Raw genomic sequence first — 1,421 nt, forward strand, 5'->3', positions numbered from 1 at the left:
CGATGGCGGCGCGGTAGTCGGCGACCTCGACCGCGCTTTCGGACTGGGTGCGGATGGTGGTGCCGCCCCGGAAGTCGATGCCGAAGTTCAGGCCGACCATCAGCCAGAGCACCAGCGAGGCCACCATGGCCACGGCCGAGATGCCGAAGGTCAGGTAGCGGTACTTGAAGAAGTCGTAGTTGGTCACATCGGGAACGAATCGCAGCCGCATGTCACACCTCCAGTGTCTTGGGCCGCGCCCGTTCGAACCACATCACCACCAGCAGGCGGGTGATGTAGATGGCCGTGAAGACCGATGTCAGGATGCCGAGCCCGAGGGTCACCGCGAAGCCGCGCACCGGGCCCGAGCCCAGCACGAAGAGGATCACCGCCACGATGAAGGTGGTGATATTGGCGTCGACGATGGCCGAGAGGGCGCGGTCGTAGCCCAGCTCGATGGCCCGCGCCGGCCCCTTGGCGGTCTTCAGTTCCTCGCGGATACGCTCGAAGACCAGCACGTTGGCATCCACCGCCATGCCGATGGTCAGCACGATGCCGGCGATGCCCGGCAGGGTCAGCGTGGCACCGATCATCGACAGCAGGCCGAAGATCAGCCCCACGTTCAGCATCAGCGCGATATTGGCGAAGATGCCGAACAGACCGTAGCTGAGCGCCATGAAGACCAGCACAGCGACGCCGGCGACGATGCAGGCAATCTTGCCGGCCTGGATGCTGTCGGCGCCCAGTTCCGGCCCGATGGTCCGTTCTTCGAGGAAGTCGAGGCCCGCGGGCAACGCACCGGCGCGCAGCAGCACGGCCAGGTTGGTGCTTTCCTCGACGGTGAAGTTGCCGGTGATGATGCCGGAACCGCCCGCGATATGGGCCTGGATCACCGGGGCGCTGATCACCTCGCCGTCCAGCACGATGGCGAAGGGGTTGCCGATGTTCTGCGCCGTGTAGTCGCCGAACTTGCGCGCCCCCGAGGGGTTGAAGCGGAACGAGACGGCGGGGTTGCCGTTCTGGTCGAAGGAGGGCTGGGCATCGACCAGCTCTTCGCCCGAAACCACGGCGGCCTGTTCGAGGATGTAATAGACGCCCTGCTGGTCGGTGGCCGGGGCCACCTCCTGCCCGGCGGGCACACGGGCGTCGGCGTCGCTGGTCGAAGAGACCACGGGCTGGAAGGTCAGCTGCGCGGTGGTGCCGATGATCGCCTTCAGCTCATCCGCGCTGCCGATGCCGGGCACCTGGATCAGGATCCGGTCGGCGCCCTGGCGCTGGATGGTGGGTTCGCGGGTGCCGACCTCGTCGATGCGGCGGCGGATGATTTCCAGCGACTGGCGCACGGTGCGGTCATCGGTGGCGGTCCGTTCGGCCTCGGAGAGCTGGACGGTGATCGTGTCGCCCTGCCCCGACACCACGATGTCCGAGGCACCGGCCCCGGT

The 1,421-nt window shown here is 67.1% G+C and carries 1 protein-coding gene and 1 pseudogene; both read right to left on the reverse strand.

What is annotated here, in order from left to right; translation table 11 throughout:
- Positions 1 to 211, reverse strand: a pseudogene (locus OS124_RS23970) (protein translocase subunit SecF); the annotation flags it as partial.
- Between the two features lies 1 nt (position 212).
- Positions 213 to 1,421, reverse strand: a 1,209-nt coding sequence (secD, locus tag OS124_RS0107290; protein WP_010138801.1) for a protein translocase subunit SecD, incomplete at its 5' end; no start/stop codon positions are given.

This window comes from Oceanicola sp. S124, assembly GCF_000220565.1.
Classification (GTDB): Bacteria; Pseudomonadota; Alphaproteobacteria; order Rhodobacterales; family Rhodobacteraceae; genus Pseudooceanicola.